Source organism: Rhizobium sp. L43 (assembly GCF_002531725.1).
In the GTDB taxonomy this organism is placed as follows: Bacteria; Pseudomonadota; Alphaproteobacteria; order Rhizobiales; family Rhizobiaceae; genus Rhizobium.
Genome location: NZ_NWSQ01000001.1, coordinates 342,479 through 358,363, shown reverse-complemented (window position 1 = coordinate 358,363; position 15,885 = coordinate 342,479). Strand labels below are relative to the sequence as shown.

Annotated in this window: 15 protein-coding genes; 14 read left to right on the top strand and 1 reads right to left on the bottom strand. The window is 62.8% G+C overall.

The features are described 5' to 3' along the window. Nucleotides 1-567: 567 nt before the first annotated feature. Nucleotides 568-1,974 (top strand): RtcB family protein, encoded by a 1,407-nt coding sequence (locus tag CO667_RS01680; RefSeq protein WP_097616637.1) that lies wholly within the window; start codon nucleotides 568-570, stop codon nucleotides 1,972-1,974. Between the two features lie 74 nt (nucleotides 1,975-2,048). On the opposite strand, the gene CO667_RS01675 is transcribed toward CO667_RS01680, so the two are convergent. Next, on the bottom strand, nucleotides 2,049-3,368 hold the full coding sequence (locus CO667_RS01675; RefSeq protein WP_245433034.1) for an ATPase, T2SS/T4P/T4SS family: 1,320 nt from the start codon (nucleotides 3,366-3,368) through the stop codon (nucleotides 2,049-2,051). A gap of 469 nt (nucleotides 3,369-3,837) precedes the next feature. On the opposite strand from CO667_RS01675, the gene CO667_RS01665 reads away from it, so the two are divergent. The 13 genes from CO667_RS01665 to CO667_RS34635 all read left to right on the top strand — a co-directional run bounded on the left by CO667_RS01665 (nucleotide 3,838) and on the right by CO667_RS34635 (nucleotide 15,833). After that, complete coding sequence (locus CO667_RS01665) at nucleotides 3,838-4,041, top strand: hypothetical protein (protein WP_018246152.1); 204 nt, start codon at nucleotides 3,838-3,840, stop codon at nucleotides 4,039-4,041. A gap of 13 nt (nucleotides 4,042-4,054) precedes the next feature. After that, nucleotides 4,055-4,618, top strand: a complete 564-nt coding sequence (locus tag CO667_RS01660) for an A24 family peptidase (protein WP_097616635.1) — start codon at nucleotides 4,055-4,057, stop codon at nucleotides 4,616-4,618. Between the two features lie 5 nt (nucleotides 4,619-4,623). Further along, the gene (locus CO667_RS01655; protein WP_097616632.1) at nucleotides 4,624-5,421 is read left to right on the top strand and encodes a TadE/TadG family type IV pilus assembly protein; all 798 of its coding nucleotides are present in this window, start codon (nucleotides 4,624-4,626) and stop codon (nucleotides 5,419-5,421) included. Next, nucleotides 5,418-7,058 carry a Tad domain-containing protein gene (locus CO667_RS01650; RefSeq protein WP_097616630.1) on the top strand — a complete coding sequence of 547 codons (1,641 nt, stop codon included), beginning with the start codon at nucleotides 5,418-5,420 and terminating at the stop codon, nucleotides 7,056-7,058. The genes CO667_RS01655 and CO667_RS01650 overlap by 4 nt, the downstream gene beginning before the upstream one ends. Continuing rightward, on the top strand, nucleotides 7,030-7,710 hold the full coding sequence (locus CO667_RS01645; RefSeq protein ID WP_097616629.1) for a TadE family protein: 681 nt from the start codon (nucleotides 7,030-7,032) through the stop codon (nucleotides 7,708-7,710). Before CO667_RS01650 ends, CO667_RS01645 begins: the two co-directional genes overlap by 29 nt. Nucleotide 7,711: 1 nt before the next feature. Next, on the top strand, nucleotides 7,712-8,626 hold the full coding sequence (locus tag CO667_RS01640; RefSeq protein ID WP_097616627.1) for a hypothetical protein: 915 nt from the start codon (nucleotides 7,712-7,714) through the stop codon (nucleotides 8,624-8,626). Continuing rightward, nucleotides 8,623-9,558: an RcpC/CpaB family pilus assembly protein gene (locus CO667_RS01635; RefSeq protein WP_097616625.1), complete on the top strand. Its 936-nt coding sequence runs from the start codon at nucleotides 8,623-8,625 to the stop codon at nucleotides 9,556-9,558. Before CO667_RS01640 ends, CO667_RS01635 begins: the two co-directional genes overlap by 4 nt. A gap of 20 nt (nucleotides 9,559-9,578) precedes the next feature. Continuing rightward, the gene (locus CO667_RS01630; protein ID WP_097616622.1) at nucleotides 9,579-11,477 is read left to right on the top strand and encodes an ATPase, T2SS/T4P/T4SS family; all 1,899 of its coding nucleotides are present in this window, start codon (nucleotides 9,579-9,581) and stop codon (nucleotides 11,475-11,477) included. An 89-nt stretch (nucleotides 11,478-11,566) separates the two neighbouring features. Next, entirely contained in the window at nucleotides 11,567-12,430 is an 864-nt protein-coding gene (locus CO667_RS01625; protein WP_097616619.1) for a type II secretion system F family protein, read from the top strand. Further along, nucleotides 12,427-13,332, top strand: a complete 906-nt coding sequence (locus CO667_RS01620) for a type II secretion system F family protein (protein ID WP_097616616.1) — start codon at nucleotides 12,427-12,429, stop codon at nucleotides 13,330-13,332. The genes CO667_RS01625 and CO667_RS01620 overlap by 4 nt, the downstream gene beginning before the upstream one ends. A gap of 2 nt (nucleotides 13,333-13,334) precedes the next feature. Further along, entirely contained in the window at nucleotides 13,335-14,210 is an 876-nt protein-coding gene (locus CO667_RS01615) for an FHA domain-containing protein (protein ID WP_097616613.1), read from the top strand. 307 nt (nucleotides 14,211-14,517) lie between these two features. Continuing rightward, nucleotides 14,518-15,288, top strand: a complete 771-nt coding sequence (locus CO667_RS01610) for a glucose 1-dehydrogenase (protein ID WP_097616896.1) — start codon at nucleotides 14,518-14,520, stop codon at nucleotides 15,286-15,288. Nucleotides 15,289-15,425: 137 nt separating this feature from the next. Next, nucleotides 15,426-15,833, top strand: a complete 408-nt coding sequence (locus CO667_RS34635; protein ID WP_143540686.1) for a hypothetical protein — start codon at nucleotides 15,426-15,428, stop codon at nucleotides 15,831-15,833. Nucleotides 15,834-15,885: the final 52 nt, after the last annotated feature.

The following is a 15,885-nucleotide window of genomic DNA, read 5'->3' as shown; positions in this document are numbered from 1 at the left end:
CATCTGTGTCGCGAGTTCGATTCTCGCCAGGACCTGGTCCTGTAGCTCAGTTGGTAGAGCAAGCTGTTTCCCGGACAGTTGTCGCCATAGCCGAATGCAGCGGCGAATGCCGGACGGAACTACAGCCGCCAACGTTGGATGGTCTGGCAGGTTCGACTCCTCCTGGGCATACGCTCTCTGGCACGAGCGGGGCCATCCGGTTTCGTCCACCCTCGTCGCCGCTGCAACTTCCTGCCCTGCAGGAACGAACTACCCCGGCGAATGCCGGCAGGACTACAGGTAGAGCGGCCCGTCGGATTTCCGGCGGGCAGGTCGGGTGTTCAAATCATCCCGCGCTTCCGAAGGGAGCGCGTAGCTCAGTAAATTGTCCTGCCACATCTCGTCGCCGGGGTGATGAAGAAAGGCCCTGGGCGAATGCCACCGGTGACTACAGGGGCCGCATCGCGCCATGATCATGGAATGCGTGCGGCGAGAGAGATCTCCGGCAATGCTCGTCGCCCAGGTGGTGTGAAGAGAAGCAACGGAACAAGAAGGACTGCAGACGCAGAAAAGACAATGATAGCGGTAATGAGCGGACAGGATTTGATCGATGCCGGCATGAGCCAGGGGAAGTGGTTTCGCCCGGCTCTCGACGCGGCCAACGCGGTTTTGAGCAAGGGTGGTTCGGTGGCGGATGCGCTGGAAGCGGCAAAAGCCTTCCAGCCCGGGCCGACGCTTGCCTTGAGGGCCGATAACGATATCGAGATCTATTCCAATATCCGTGCCGAGAACGCCTTTGAGCAGGACAATGTCGAGAAGGTCAATGCGACGATGCGCGCGCTGGTGCGCACACCCGTCGTCCGATCCGCGGCGATCATGCCGGACGCTTGCCCGGCTGGCCCGGTGGGAACGATCCCGGTCGGCGGCGTAGTCGCGTCCGAAGCGATCCATCCCGGCATGCATTCGGCCGATATCTGCTGCTCCATGGCGATCTCGATCTTTCCCGGCACAGACCCGAAGTCGCTTCTGGATGCCGTGCATGCCGTGACGCATTTCGGTCCCGGCGGTCGTCCGCGCGGCGCGCAGCTGAAGCCTTCCGAGGCGACGCTTTCGGCCTTCGAGCAGAATCCTTATCTGCGCGACGGCGTGCTGAGCGCCGGCATCGAGCATTTCGCCACCCAGGGCGACGGCAATCATTTCGCCTATGTCGGAACGATGAAATCGACCGGTGAAACCGCGCTTGTGACCCATCATGGATCGCGGGCACCGGGAGCGCGGCTCTACGACAAGGGCATGAAGGTCGCCAACCAGTTTCGGGAACGCATCTCGCCCGAGACGCATCGGGAAAATGCCTGGATTCCGGCGGATACCGAGGAAGGTGACTTCTACTGGTCGGCGCTGCAGACGATCCGCCAGTGGACAAAAGAAAACCACTATGTCCTTCACGACATGGCGGCGGAAAGGCTCTCGGCCAAGGTCGCGGACCGCTTCTGGAACGAGCATAATTTCGTCTTCCGGAAGTCGGACGGGCTGTTCTACCACGGAAAGGGTGCGACCCCTGCCTTCGACAACTGGGCGCATGACGCGACCGATCTGACCATCATTCCGCTCAATATGGCGGAACCGATCCTGATCGTTCGCGGCTCGAACGCTGCCCATGGCCTCGGCTTCTCGCCGCATGGCGCCGGCCGTAACTTTTCGCGCAGCGCACATATGAGGCAGCTGTCTGCGGAATATGGGGCGGATTCGCGCGGTCTGAGCCCGAACAACATCGCGGCTATTCTGGAGAAGGAAACAAGCGGTCTCGACGCGCGGTTCTTCTCCGGTTTCGCCGATGTGTCGGAATTGCCGAGTGCCTACAAGAGTGCTGCGAACGTGCGGGCGCAGATCGAGCACTACGGCCTCGCCGATGTGGTCGACGAGGTGATCCCCTACGGGAGCATCATGGCCGGCGACTGGCAGAAGAACGCGCCTTGGCGCAACAAGCGCCGGTAAACACCGGGGAAGGCAACCAGGTTTGCCTTCCCTTCCCTCGAATGCATCATGCAGTTGGCGTCCGCCAATAGATTTCAAGCCGTTGCCCGCACCGCGGCTTCGGCCTTCATCCACTCCGATCGCTCCGCGCCTTGCAGCTCTTCGATCGCGTCGGTGGCGAAGCTCGGGACGACGCCGGTCCACAGCAATGCGCCATCGGAATTGGAATGGCCGTCGCCCTCGAGCTTGTAGATGCTTTCGACGATATACTGGCCGTCATTGTTGAGGCCCTTGATCTCGGAAATCTCGATCACCCGGCGTCTGCCGGTGCGCTTGAAGCGGGCGATCTGCACGACGACGTCGACCGCCGAGGCGATCTGGGCGCGCAGCGGCCGCAGCGGCATATCGATGTCGGACATCAGCGCTAAGGTTTCCAGCCGGTGCAGCGCGTCGTAGGGCGTGTTCGCATGCACCGTCGAAAGGCTGCCGCTGTGGCCCGAGGTCATCGCCTGGATCATGTCGAGCGCCTCGCCGCCGCGGCATTCGCCGACGATGATGCGGTCAGGCCGCATGCGCAGCGATGAGCGGAACAGGTCGCGGATGCTGGCGCCGCCGCGGCCGAAACGGTCGGGCTTCGTCACTTCGAGATAGACGACGTGCTCCTTGCGGATCTGCAGTTCCGACGTGTCCTCGATGACGATGATGCGCTCGTGGTCGGCAAAGGCTTCCGACAGCGCGTTTAGCATCGTCGTCTTGCCGGTGCCGGTGCCGCCGGAGATGATGACGTTCTTCTGTAGCCCGACGGCCGCCTGCAGCAGCGACAGCGACTCCTCGGTCAGGCTGCCCTGGGTAACGAGATCGCGAATGCTGCGATGTTCCTTCAGAAAACGGCGAATGGAGATGCAGAGCCCGGTGCGGGCGGCAGGCGGCTGGATCATCTGCACGCGTGAGCCATCCGGCAAACGGGCCTCGACGCTCGGCTCCTCCGGCGTCAGCCGTTTGCCGGAGAATTGCGCGATGCTGCGTGCGGCCGATTCCAGGTCCTCGCGGCTGGCGAAACGCGCATCGGCGCGTTCGAGCTTGCCGCGCCTTTCGACGAAGATGTCGGATGTCCCGTTGATCAGGATTTCGGAAACGCTCGGATCTTCGAGGAGGAAACGGATCGGTCCGAGCAACTTGTCCAGCGCTCGGGTCAGGACCTGGAAGGTTGCCTGTTCGGCTGCATCGTCGGAAACGGCTTTCATCAGAGCGGCATCCCGACCAGGACCGAGCTCATGCCGAACAGTGTCGCCATCATCTGAACGGCGGTCGGAAAGAACATCATCAGTGGAATGAGGACCAATCCAAGTATCAAGATGCTGCTCATCGTTTCCATCGTTTTCTCTCCGGATCGACTGGCGGACCATGCCCGCCATTTGAGGAAAGCTTAATCCAGATCCTCAAATAACGCCATGGTTGGGCTCCGCGAAGGCAGCCTTTGTGCGCGCGGCGCGCCATTTCTTCTATCGCTTTGAAAGAATTGACCAATTATGGAGCAGTAGACGAAGCCGCACAAGGCCGCCCAAAACTTCGTTTCCGCCGGTAAAACTGCAGCCGGTTCAAACGGTTAGTTAAGAATATCCGGCGTCAACTGCGATTCTGCCAGCGATGCCTCCAAGACAATTGGAACCCTTCGTTTCGTTTGCTTGACGGAGGGCTGGCCTTGGGCGCACTCTTGGGTCTTAATGGTGTTGCTCAACAAGCGTTGGCCGCCGGGGAAGATAAGCTGAAGCAGAAAATATCATTGGAACGAGCAACGTGCTGGTTCGGATCGATAGCGTATGCTTGCTTCATCTTCACGAAGGTCTTCGATCCGAAACAAACCTAGGAACGAGGAATACGCAGATGTTTGGAAAACTCAAGACTCTCGCAATTGCACTTCACAAGGACGAACGCGGCGACATGGCCCAGATCGTCCTGGCCGTCGCGCTGATCGTCATTCCGCTGATGCTGCTCCTGCTCGCATTCGGCAAACAGATCGGCGAATGGTTCAACGAAAAGAACACGGCGCTCTCGGATGCCGAGAGAATTCCCGAGCCGGGTCAATAAGTGGACCGGGATCATGGATACCACCTATGATCTGACCCTGATGCCTGCAGCGGCGGCGCTTGCCGTCGCCTGCACCATGACCGCGGCGGTGCTCGATCACCGCCATGGTCACATCCCGAACGCCGTGACCTATCCCTGCCTGCTTACCGGCTTCATGCTGGCAGCCGTCAGCGGCGGTCTGGCGGGGATCGGCCTTGCCTTTGCCGGCCTGCTTGCTTCAGGCCTGATCTTCATCATCGCCTTCGCAGCCGGAAGCTGCGGCGGCGGCGACGTCAAGCTGATGGCGGCGCTCGGCGCCATTCTCGGCCTGTGGCCCGCCATCGACGTCACCCTTGCATCGCTGATGGTCGGCGGCGTGATCGCCGTTTTCTCCATGGCGCGGCGTGTTCAGTGGAGCGTGCTGGCCCGAACGGTCGGACTGTTCGCGCTGCTCCTGCCCGCCGGTTTCCGCGATGCCGCTTCGGTGCTGAAGCCGCGCGAAACCCATCATACCGTCCGCTTCGGCGTTGCCGCTGCGCTCGGACTTCTCTGGTGCCTTTTCATGCCTGATTTCACCCCTCTTTCACTCGTGAGGTAACGGCAATGCGCGCGGAACTCGAACGCCCCCTCTTCGACGGTGCCTTCTGGAGTTCGATCCTGCACTCGCGGACCTTCTGGATCCCTGAGGATCACGGCGCGCTCTTCGGCACCTTTGCGATCGCTATGATGCTGCTTGCCTCGATGCTGCTGCTGCCGCGACTTTCCGCCCGCCGGCGTCGGATATCGGAGCTGCACGGCGATACATCCGGCAGCACGACGATGATGGATTTCGTGCTCGTCACGCCGGTCTTCGTCTTCTTCATGTTCGTGGTCTTCCAGTTCACGATCCTAGCCAAGAACCACCTCTTCACCCATTATGCCGCCTATGCGGCGGCGCGCAGCGCCCGCGTCTATTTCTGCCCGGCCCTGCCGATCACCATCCGCAGCCTAATCGACGCCAAGACCTGCGATGACGATGCCGCTGCCGGCAAGGCCGATCTTGCCGCCCGCCTGGCGCTGATCCCGGCCGCACCCTACGACCAGCTGAAATGCGTCGGCGCCTGCCAGCCGCCGGAAGAGGCGCTGAAAAGCCTTGCCGATGCCTCGGGCCTTTCGAAGAACTGGCGCGCGATGCGCAACCAGGCCCGCTACATGTTCGACCCGCAGAACGTCACCGTCACCGTCGACCGCGCGCCGATGGCGCTCTATGCCGCCATCAACCGTTCGCCGCACGTGCCGGTTACCGCCAAGGTGGAAGCGCGCTTCCTGCTGCTCGAATATGCCGGCTGGGTCTTTGCCCGCGGCCAGCGGAAGGACGGCCGCTACTACACGATCTCGACGGCGGAGGTGAACCTGCTATGACACCGACCCTCATCAAACGTCTGCACCGCGACGAACGCGGCTTCCTCTCGCCGATCATCCTCTACATGACGATCGCGCTGGCATTGATGATCGTCTGGATCCTGAATACCGGACAGATGATCTACGACAAGCAGCGCACGCAGGATACCGCCGACGCCGCCGCTCTCGTCCATGCCGACTGGGAAGCCCGCTATCTCAACATCATGGCGATGAACAACGTCGCTTCCTCGCAAGCAACCGTCGTCATGGCGACGTCGGTCGCCTACCAGCTTACGACGGCGGAATTGGCCCTGCGCTCGGGTGTCATTCTGGCGAAACTCGCCGAATATTCCTTCACGGAAGGCTTCGGCCCGGCATCGCTGCTGCCGCCGATGCCGCCCATGCCCTATTGCCCCGGCTGGCAAAAGGTCCCGATCGTCGGCGGCATCATCTACGGCGCTTGCCTGGCGTTCCAGGGATTCCGGGCGACGGAGGCCACCAAGGCGATTGCATATACGGTGGCGGCGCAAGTCAAATACGATCCCTGGGGTCTCATCAACAAGTCCAGCGACATCATCGATGCGATGAACGACCTCAACGATTACCTCGTCGAGAGCTTCCCGCAGCGGGTCGGCAACGAGGCCCTGCATCTGGTGCGCCTGAACAAGTCGGATCATGTCGTCTTCCATCCGCCGTGCGAGTCCTGCAACGACGCCGGAGAGGGTGCGGGCGGCAACCTGCCGGTCGATCGTGACGGCATCAATCCCGCCTCGGCCTATGCCGAAATGTGCCTTGCCATGGCCAATGGCACCCAGGGACAGGATCCGCTGCTCATGCGCGGCGAGTTCGCCAACCGCGGCTTCCCCAACGGCAAGGGTCCGCTGACGGCCGGCGGCGTCGACGGCAGCCATATCCGCGACTGGGTCAACCACGAGAGCGGCATCGACGATCAGCTGGTGGAGTTCTACATCTTCTATGAAGCCTTCGGCCCGGCCTATCTGAGCAAGATCCCGTTCAAGGCGATCATCGAGCAATATGCCGATCTCAGCTGGTGGCAGGAACTTCTGCTCGATGGCAGCTTCTTTGTCGCGGAGGAATTCTTCGGCATCGAATTCGGCATCGTAAACCCCTTCCAGCTGCCGATCGACGTGCCACCGCGCTATTCCGACAAGCAGACAAAAGACGAGAACGATTTCACCCGCAAGTTCGACATGATCTGGAACCAGGTCTGCGGCCCGGCGGGCGGCGCGATCTCGGTGGCGGGTGCTAGCCTGCCTGTGGTCTCCTTCCCCAAGCCTTACTGGCTGAAGGGACGCGTCCCGTTCAACTTCACGCCCTTCGGCGGCGAGCAACTCGACGACTATCAGACCCTGGCGATCGTTTCGCGCGCGCCCCGTGCCCGGCTGCAGATCCGCATCTTCAAGGACAAGACACCGTCCGCCTATGCGTTCGCGCAGAGCTGGGTCCACAATTACACGGCCTTCGATCTCTACACCCAGGACTGGCTCGCATCGCTCGCCCCGGCCACGCTCGCCGACGATATCGGCGCGGTTTCGAACACCATCAAGCAGAGCCCGGCCGCCGACAGTTATACCGGCCTGACCCGTGTCTTCGACCAGGGAGGAGCCAATGCCTGGGCTGCCGTCAACACACACTGAACATGCAGGCGGCGCGCCGGCCGGCGGCCTGATGATGCGGCTGCACCGCGACAGGCGCGGGCTTGCCTCGATCGAATTCGTGCTCGCGGCGCCGGTCATCCTGCTGATCGTGATTTTCGTCATCCATGCGAACAGGATTTCCACCAAGAAGGTCGGCACGATGCTCGCGATGCGCAACGCCGCCTTCGCCGAGGCGAATGGGCTGGACTGCACGTCGGATTTCTCGAACGTCTTCCCGATCCCGGCCCTGCCGGCGCTGCCCGGACGCGACGCCATGAGCTGTTCGCGCACCCCGTCGCATGAAGGCGGCGGCGATCCGCAGCGTAGCTTTGTCTGGGACGACGTGCAGAACACCCTGAAGAGCGACGGCCGCGACTTCGGCGACATGGTCGGCGACCTCGCCGATGAGAAGCCGCAGCTGGTCACGGCGACCGCCGACCGCGTCTACAAGTTCAGGGATTCCGACGATCTCGATACGATCAGAAGCCTCCGCTGGAAGGATGCGTTCACGGTGGACGACGCAACGCTGTTTGCCTCGCACAACAACGAGACCACGCGCCGCGGCTACGATCCGACGCTGCGCCGGGAAATCCGCGATGTCGCCGACGATTCCGGCGATCTCTTCGACGGCGTCTTTCCGGGAGCGAAATGAGATGGGACAGCGCGCGCGCATCTCCTTTCATCTCACTGGCTTGGCCTTGGTCATCGGGCTCGCTGTCACCATGGCGACACCGGGCCGTGCGGAGGTCTACAAGGATCTGAGGGCGACGTTGAATTCGATGCTGGCCGGCATCCTCGGCGCGCCGGAGCGCGCGCCGCGCGATCTCGTCATCAACGGCCAGCCGCTGGAGTTCACGCCCTACCAGAGCGATCGCAGCATTTCCGATATCACCGACGAATGGCTGCGGGTGCTGGCCGTCAATACCAGGCCTGCCCTTCCCAAGAGCAATGACAGGCAAGAGCTGACCGCCGTCATCGCCGCCAATATGCTGATCGTCCCAAAGGTAAGCCGCATCCGCGACGACCTTGCCGTGGTCGTCCGCTTCTTCGACGGCGACGGCGAGGCCGCCCTCGATTATCTCAGACGGCAGGACCCGGCAAATCCGTCGGCAAGAGCGCCGATCCCCGGCGTTTCGATCATGATCCGCCGCCCCGCCGATGCGCCGACGACAGAGGTGCTGATGAGCCGCTTCGACGATGTCGCCTCGACGCTGCCGGCCTTCGCGGCGCCTGCCGATGTCAGCAAGCTGCCGATGTCGCTGCGTCCGCCGGCCGGGGTCGAGGTGCTGAGCGATATCGGCGATCGCGACAAGGGCCACACCTCGCGCACGGTCGTGTCGAAGGGCACGCTGTCTGCCGCGCGCTGGTCCGATCAGCGCGCCGATCTGCTTGCCCGCGACGGCTTCACCATCGAGACGCCGCCGGCTCAGCGCGGCAGGGTCACCGCCCTTTACGGCCGGCGCGGCAGCGTCGAGGCCAATGTTTTGTACGTCAGAAGCAAGACCGACGGCAGGACCGTCGAGGTCATTCAAATCCGGCAACCCTTCGTCGAAGGAATCACACCATGAACTGGAAGCTCATTGCGGCCGTCATCGTCGGGCTCATCACCGGCGTTCTGCTCTACTTCTGGACCGAGAGCGTCAAGAACGAGCAGGTGGCTTACGCCTTCATGCGGCTCCAGCCCGACCGGAAGGTGACGCGGGGACAGGCGATCACGCCCGATATGCTCGCCGAACCGGTGATGCTGCCGGAAAGTTTCGGGGCGCTCGCCAAGCTCGCGGTTCCCGCTGCCAGCGCCTATCAGGAATGGCTGAAGGACCGGACGGCCGCCGCCGACATTCCGGCGGGCTCGGTGCTGCTCTTCCAGTATTTCGATGACAATGACGGCGGGCGGCTGACGACGATGATCGCGCCCGGCAAGCGCGCGCTCACCCTTCCCGTCAACGCCGCCGCGGCCGTCGGCCACTTCGTCGAGCCCGGCAGCTATGTCGATATCCTCGGCACGGTCGACGAACCGGTCGAGCCGGTGGCGCCGGCCGCGGTGGCGCAGCCGGGAGCGCCGGGCCAACCTGCCGTTCCGGGCCAGCAGCCTGCCGCGACCGGACAGCCGCCGGCTCCGGCCCAGCCGCGATCGCCGGTCGAGCAAATGCTGAAGAACTATCTCACCCAATATCCCGGCGCCGACGAGAATGACGTCAACGCCTACCGCAAACAGGCGCAGGATTATAAGCTCGGCATCAGCTCGCGCACCCGCGTCGTCACCCGCACCTTCCTGCAGAATGTCAAAGTGCTGGCCGTCGGCGCGGCGACGACGGCGGAGGGTGCCGTCACCAAGGCCAACAGCACTTACAACAACGTGACCGTCGAAGTGACGCCGGCGGAAGCCGAAATGCTGATTTTCGCCCTCGGCCAGTCGAACGGCAGCCTCAACCTCGTGCTGCGCAATCCCGCCGACAATACCGTCGAGGACCTGCCGAGCATCAACTGGACGCGCATGTAACCGTCGCGGGGGAATGAGCCATGCTGTTGAAGATTTCCTATGAGGACGGCAGCGGGCGGGAGGTGATCCCGCTTTCTTCGAACGAGACCTATTTCGTCGGCGAGAGCAGCACGTTGACGCTGCCGGCCGGCGCGGGTGTCGTTCGGCTGCGCGGCAGCCACGTCTCTTCGCCGCAATTCGTGCTGCGGAAATCGGGCCAGGGCTGGTCGGTGCAGCATCATGGGCGCAACCCGACGCGGGTCGACGACCAGCCGCTGCGGGCCGGGACGCCGGTGGCGGTGTCGGCCGGCATGTCGATCTGGGTGCCGAACGTCACGATCGAACTGGTCGAGCCGGCCGCTGCCGCCGAAGCGGTGACGCAGTTTCCGGACCAGGAGCGGGTGCTGGCGCTGCAGATGGAGATCCATGAGCGATTGCTAAAAGACACGCAATATGACCGGCTGGTGAAGTCCTCCGATTTCGGCCGCGAGGAGACGCGAGGCCGCATCCGCGAGCGGCTCGACATGTTCATCAAGGAGGCGCTGGACGCGGCACCCCAGGATCTGGTCATCCTCGTCATCAAGAACGCCGTCTACCGCTGGCTGGCCAAACGCATCGCCCGCACCGGCCGGCGCGACGCCTCGTCGAATGCCGCAAGCCTCTCGCGTGAGGAGCAGGACAATCGCCGCCTGTTCGATGTCGGCAAGGCGCTGATCTCGGCCCTGCAATTGAAGCTCAACTTCGAATCCACCCGCTCGGACTTCGCCCAGCTCGACACGCGTTTCAGCGCCGCCTTCCAGTCCCGGCAGGCGCTTTTCAATGCCGGCGACCGTTACGAGGTCGCCCATATGCACCTGCGCTCCAATATCGAGGAGCTGATGTATCGCTGGGGGACAATCTCGGAACTGATGGATCTCGACGTCATCTCGGAAATCATGGTGACGCGTTACGACGAGATCTATGTCGAAAAATTCGGCCTGCTCGAGCGCTATCCCTTCGCCTTCGCCAATGAGCGGCAGCTGATGAAGGTGATCGAGCGCATCGCCGTCGATTCCAACCGCTCGATCAACGAGAGCGAGGCGATGGCCGATTTCCGCATGCCGGATGGCTCACGTGTCAACGCCGTCATTCCGCCGCTGGCGGTGAAGGGCGCCTGCCTGACCATCCGCAAATTCGGCGGCAAGTCGCGGCTCGATATCAGCAAGCTGGTGACCGCCGGCGCGCTCAGCGAGCCGATGCGCGCCTTCCTCGAGGCTGCCGTCCGCTCGCGCAAGAACATTGTCGTCTCAGGTGGTACCGGCTCCGGCAAGACGACGCTGCTGAACAGCCTGTCGCAATTTATCCCGGTCGGCGAGCGCGTGGTGGCCGTCGAAGACACGTCGGAACTGCAGCTCGACGGTATCCATGTCGTCTACCTGCAATCGCGGCCGAAGACGGCGGAATCCGAAACCAGCGTCACCATCCGCGACCTGGTGCGCAACGCGCTGCGCATGCGCCCCGACCGCATCATCGTCGGCGAGTGCCGCGGTGCCGAGGCAATCGACATGCTGCAGGCGATGAACACCGGCCATGCCGGCTCGATGACGACGGCGCATGCCAACACGCCGCAGGACATGATGACCCGCCTGGAGGTGATGGTGCTGCAAGGTCAGAGCTCGCTGCCGGTCATGGCGATCCGCCAGCAGATCGTTGCCGCCGTCGAACTCGTCGTGCAGCTCAACCGCCTGGCGAACGGCCGGCGCGCCGTCACCGAGATCTCCGAGGTGATCGGCATCGATCCGGATACCGGCTTGGTTATCGTCGAGCCGATCTTCCATCTCGTCGGCCGCGCCGGCGGCCAGGCCGTGCATGCCTTCACCGGCTACCTGCCGAGCTTCGTCGCCGAACTCGTGGAGTTCAACGACGATGGCGAAATCGAAAAATTGGACATGTTCGTCTAGAGCGGTTCCAGAACCGCTCTAGACTTTTGTTTTTACGCAATTCCTGGCAAAAGCGCTTCGCGCTTTGCCTGGGAAAACCGGGGGAAGCCATGGATATCAGCATTCTGCAGATCTTTACGGTCGCCCTCGGCGCGGTGACGGCGGGACTGCTCGTCTGGGGCGCGCCGGTGCGCTGGCCGGCGCCGCTGCTGCGGGCGACCGAACGCGACATTGCACTCGCCAGCGAGGCGGCCCAGGTCTTCGGCCGCGATGCCGTTCCGCCCTATACGATGATCCTTGCCTACGGCATCACCGCGATCGTCGTTTTCACAGTGGTCTCGCTGATCTTCGGGCCGATCGTCGGCATCGTCGTCGCCATCCCGGTCGCCTTCTTCCTGCCCAAAGCGATCATCCGCTATTTCCTGCAACGCCGCTGGCTGCAGATCGAATCGCAGCTTCCCTACGCCGTCGACCAGATCGTCTCGGCAGTGCGCACCGGCAAGCCGCTCGCCATCGCCGTCAATGCGGTGGCCGATACCGGCCAGATGCCGGCCTCCCGCGAATTCGAGCGCATCGCCCGCGAGCAGAAGCTCGGCATCGGCCTGGTCGAGGCGCTCGACCGCCACGGCCGCAACGTGCCGAGCCTGCATTTCAAGATGGTCGATGCGGCGCTCGGCCTGTTTGCCCGCCAGGGCGGCGACATTTCCGAGCCGCTGACGGAAATGTCGAAATCCTTCAAGGAGATCTGGAAGCTCGATCAGAAGATCACCACCTCGTCGTCGCAGGCGCGGATGAACTTCCGCGTCGTCAACGGCGGCGCGCTGTTCATGATCCTGATGATCTTCTTCGGCCAGCCGGAGCTGATCGACAAGGTGTTCGGCAACGCTATCGGCATCGTCATCGCCATCGTCGGCGCCATTCTTTATGCCACCGGTTTCTTCTGGATGCGCGCGATGATGAAGGTGTCGGTATGATGTCGCATATCCCCCTCGCCCCGATCGCCGTCGTTTTTGCCGGCATCACCGCGGCGCTGTTCGTCTGGTGGATCGGCGATCTGCTCGGCAGCATTCAGGTGGTGCGCCGGTCCGTCGGCGGCGACGGCCCGCCGCCGAACATCGTCGACAGTATCGGCATGCGCACGCCGGTCGAATTCGTGCTGGCGCATTTCGAGCCGCTGCTGGCCGATTACGGCGCACAGCTCGAGCAGAAGCTGATCTATGGCGGCCGGCCCTTCGGCGGCGTCACGGGGCGGGAATATATCGCCCTTCTCGTGGTCTTGAGCCTGTTCGGTTTCGTCGTGCTCGGCCTGCTATTCGGTATTGCCAGCGGCAGCGTCATCGGCGGGCTGGTGGCAGGGCTGATCCTCGGCCTGATCCCGGCCATCTATTTCTGGGTCGTCGCCGACGACAAGATGCAGGACCGCAAGGAGCGCATCTCGCGCGAATTTCCCTATTTCCTCGATCTCGTCGTCATGACGCAGCAGGCGCAGGCGACCTTGCCGGAAAGCCTGCGGCTCTATGCCGAGGCCGCACCCGGCACCGTCATGAGCGAGGAGATCGACCAGACGCTGAAAGACGTGGCGCTCGGCACCGGCATGGTCGAGGCGCTGCAGCGGCTGGAGCGCCGCATGACCGCCGAGGAGGTGGTGCGCGTCATCCGCGCGGTGATCCAGGGCGAGGTCGAGGGCAGCAATCGTGTGGAGCTGTTGCGCGAACATGCGCGCGACCTGCGCTTCCGCCGCTGGGAAAAGGCCGACAGGGCCAGTGAAAAGCTGAAGGCCAAGATCGTCATGCCGGCGATGATGATCGTCGTGTCGATCCTGCTTCTGGTGCTGGCGCCGGCAATTGTCGAGATGATGTCGAGTGGGATGTTCTGATCATGGCTTTTTCCTTCTTTCGCGGAAACAAACCAAGCCTGCTGCAGACCGGCCCCGGTGGCCAGAGCCGCAGCCATGTGCTCGACCGGCCGGAAATGTCGATCGGCCGGGCTTCCAATGCCGATATCGTCGTCGACGATCCGTTCCTGGCGCCGATCCATGCCCGCATCGAACGGCAGAGCGACGGCGGCTTCATCATCCGCCGCATGGGGCTGAACCCGATCATGCTGCGCGGCGAAGCGCTGTTGCAGACGGCCTCGCTGAAAGCCGGCGACAGTTTCCGTCTCGGCAAGGATGTCGAATTCCAGTTCGTCGTCAAGTCAGCCGCCAAGGAGGCGCCGAAGAAGGAGGCTGCCAAGGCCGGCGAGACCAAGCCGAAGAAGCCGCTCCTCAAGCAGCCGGCCTTCCTGGCCGGCATGGGGGTCATCTATCTCGCCATCGTCGGCATCATCGGCTACGTGATCCTGTCGGACAGCGGCAGCACGGAGGGTGGGCCGACGGCCGAGCGCATCCATGCCGAAGCCGCCCGCATCCCGACATGCATCAAGAATGCCCGGCGCATGCGCCAGGTTTCCGAGCAAAGCTTCAACGGCGCCGTCGGCGGCCGCGTCGGCCGGGATGGCGATGCAACCTATGCCGCGCTTTCGCTGGCCGCCGAGCCATCGGATGACGCAGCACTCGCAAAAGCCGCCGAACCGATCGTCGAAGCCTACAAGCGCACGGCGCTCGCCGCCTTCGCCTCGGAAACCCGCGGCAACAATACGCTGGCGCAGAACCTCTACCAGCAGACCTACGATCTCGTGCCCGACGTCAACTGCTCGGCGGCGCGTTTCGCGCTGCAACGGCGAGCCGCCACGAAGCCGCCGGCGCGGCGCTGATCAGGGCTCTGCTGCCTCGTCGCCATCGTCGACGGCCACGTGCAGATTGGTGAGCCGTTGGCGACTTCTCCTCCGTCATGCTCGGCCTTGTGCCGAGCATCTGACCACCGCAATTTCTTGGCAGGAAAATGTTTGTTTTCAGATGCTTAATTGGAACGGCTGAGATCCTCGGCACAAGGCCTGGGATGACGTCGCGGATAGGGTCAGGCAGCAATGCATGGCGTCGCACAGGGTCGAGCATGCGCGCAAAATCTGGCATCCGCCCGCCGACCCTGCCATAAATGATTTCATCAAGGGAGGCACCATGATGCAGAGGAATGCGCCGGACTTCAGCCTTGAGGGCAAGGTGACTTTGGTAACAGGAGCGAGCCGTGGCATCGGTCGAGCTTGCGCGCTTGCCTGTGCTGCGGCAGGCTCCGATATTGTCTTGGGGGTCCGCAATGTCGCAGCGTCGGCGGATCTGGTCGCCGAACTCGAGGGCGCGGGACGAAAAGTCCTCGCTGTTGAGCTGGACATTCCCAACAAAGCCCATATCGCACAAGCTGTCGACGCAGCGTTGACGACATTTGGTCGGATCGACGTCCTCGTCAACAATGTCGGCGTGGCTCCAGGCAATCTCGCCGAACTCGTCGAAGAGAAGGACCTTGACGAGATCCTCGATGTCAACATCAAGGGCACCTTCCTGATGACGCAGGCAGTCGGGCGTCACATGATCAAGCGCAATGGCGGCCGGATCATCAGCATCAGCTCACAGGCCGGCACCGTGGCGCTTCGCGGTGAGGCAATCTATTGCATGAGCAAGGCGGCGATCAATCACCTGACGCGCTGCCTTGCAGCCGAATGGGCACGCTACAATGTCACCGTAAACACCGTATCGCCGACTTTCATCCACACGGATGGTACAGCACCCTTTCTATCCGACGCCGCCAATCGCAAAGCGACACTCGATCGCATTCCCCTCGGCCGGATCGGTGAAACCGATGATGTGGTGGGCGCCGTCGTCTTCCTGGCATCGCCGGCTGCCAGCCTGATCACCGGCGCGAACCTGCTGGTGGACGGTGGATGGTCCGTCGCCTGAGGCCGAGCGGACGCTTATGCGGGCCCAAAGAGCCCTGCACTCGTCAGCGGGGCCTGCTCCTGCGGCTCAATGCCTCACGCGATTGACGCTTTTAGAGGCCATCGATACGCATGCTCCTCAGCAACAGGAGACCAATGATGCGAACTTTGGCTGCAGCAATTTCCGCTCTGCTACTTCCAATGCTGGCGAGTTGTACGACGACCTCGGGTGGCATTGCTACGGAGAACAAGAGCCTGACTGCAGTCAGCGCTGAGCGGACGCGACTGGGGCAGACCTGGCACCTCAAAGCCGATTGCTCACAATTAAGCCGTCCGAACGTTCGAACAGTTTCTCCGCCAGCTCATGGGAAACTCGAAATCGTACCGGAAGACGTAGTCGCGAATTCGAAGAAGTTTCCCAAATGTGCTGGGGTGAAAACCCCAGGCATGGTTGTTTACTACACCTCCGCAGCCGGATATGTCGGCCCTGACAAAGCAACTTTCAGGGAGTCCTACGGAGACGGGGTTGTTCGCGACGTGACTTTCGACCTCAACGTCGTCAAATAGACCGCACGGGGACGGCGCGCTCGAATGTCTATTGGTAATATTCATGCATCGG